The following is a 1,068-nucleotide window of genomic DNA, read 5'->3' as shown; positions in this document are numbered from 1 at the left end:
GTATAAAATATTCATTTACATAAAAACCTATTCGAGGAATTATATCATTCATTTCACAGATACCATCATACCTTCTTTAAAAAAGATAACATTCGTATTAATGAATTCTAAAAAAGATCCAAACCCTTTTTATAAAAAGGACTACAAACGAAACATTAGTAATATATTTTCAAGAAACAAACAAGAAACAACTATGAGCAAAAAGACAGAACCCAAATAAAGAATTAAAAAGACAAAACTCATTTATTATATTATTTTTTATCTACAAATTATTTTTTTTCGTAAATAATATATATCTTTGCATCGGATTTGGTCTATTGTATCAAAGATTACCTCACAGAGTTGTGACAGGTAACAGCGTAGCGTGCTCAAGCGCTTCGTAACAAAGCACCAGTATCCCCCTCCTTCGATATCAGAAATCTCAGAATATAACTTTATGAAGTACTGGCTTGCAGCTTACGTTCGCCTCCATCACGAAAAGAAAACTCGTGATCGCATCAACGCTATGGGTATCGAATGTTTCCTCCCCATTCAAGAGGAAATTCATCAATGGAGTGACCGCCGGAAAAAGGTGGAACGTGTGGTGATTCCAATGATACTCTTCGTTCGTGTATCCCCCGAAGAACGCTCTTTACCTCTAACCTTATCGTCCGTTAGCAGGTATATGGTGTTACGAGGAGAATCAACTCCTGCTATTATCCCGGATAAACAAATGGAGAAATTCAAATTCATGTTGGACTACTCCAAAGCTGCCGTGGAATTATCTACTACCCCACTTGCTCCGGGAGAATTGGTAAAAGTGATCAAAGGTCCATTAACAGGTCTGGAAGGAGAACTGGTAATGGTAGACGGAAAAAGTAAAGTTGCCATCCGATTGGATATGCTTGGATGTGCACAGGTAGATATGCCTGCTGGATTTGTAGAAAAAGTAACTACCAAGTGCCATAAGAAAAGAATGAAGTTATCAACGAACCAACCATCATTATAATAATATGAAAGGAATTGTATTAGCCGGCGGTTCAGGCACCCGTCTGTATCCTATCACCAAAGGGGTAAGTAAACAGCTGT

General features: G+C 37.5%; 3 protein-coding genes. All 3 read left to right on the top strand.

Going from position 1 to position 1,068, the window contains the following annotated elements:
* A partial coding sequence (locus tag ACESQI_RS24115) for a hypothetical protein (protein WP_373127379.1) occupies positions 1 to 220 on the top strand: 220 nt, incomplete at its 5' end.
* A 216-nt stretch (positions 221 to 436) separates the two neighbouring features.
* Positions 437 to 988 carry a UpxY family transcription antiterminator gene (locus ACESQI_RS24110; RefSeq protein ID WP_025868217.1) on the top strand — a complete coding sequence of 184 codons (552 nt, stop codon included), beginning with the start codon at positions 437 to 439 and terminating at the stop codon, positions 986 to 988.
* A 4-nt stretch (positions 989 to 992) separates the two neighbouring features.
* Positions 993 to 1,068: sugar phosphate nucleotidyltransferase (locus ACESQI_RS24105; protein ID WP_195570641.1), on the top strand; the 76-nt coding region annotated here is incomplete at its 3' end.

The sequence above is a fragment of the Bacteroides sp. HPS0048 genome, assembly GCF_964240755.1.
GTDB lineage: Bacteria > Bacteroidota > Bacteroidia > Bacteroidales > Bacteroidaceae > Bacteroides > Bacteroides nordii.
The sequence above is the reverse complement of the archived record's forward strand: the minus strand, read 5'-3'. Positions and strand labels throughout refer to the sequence as shown.

Excerpts from the sequence above, each read along its gene's own strand:
- ACESQI_RS24110 (WP_025868217.1), top strand. The coding sequence starts at position 437 with ATGAAGTACTGGCTTGCAGCTTACGTTCGCCTCCATCACGAAAAGAAA.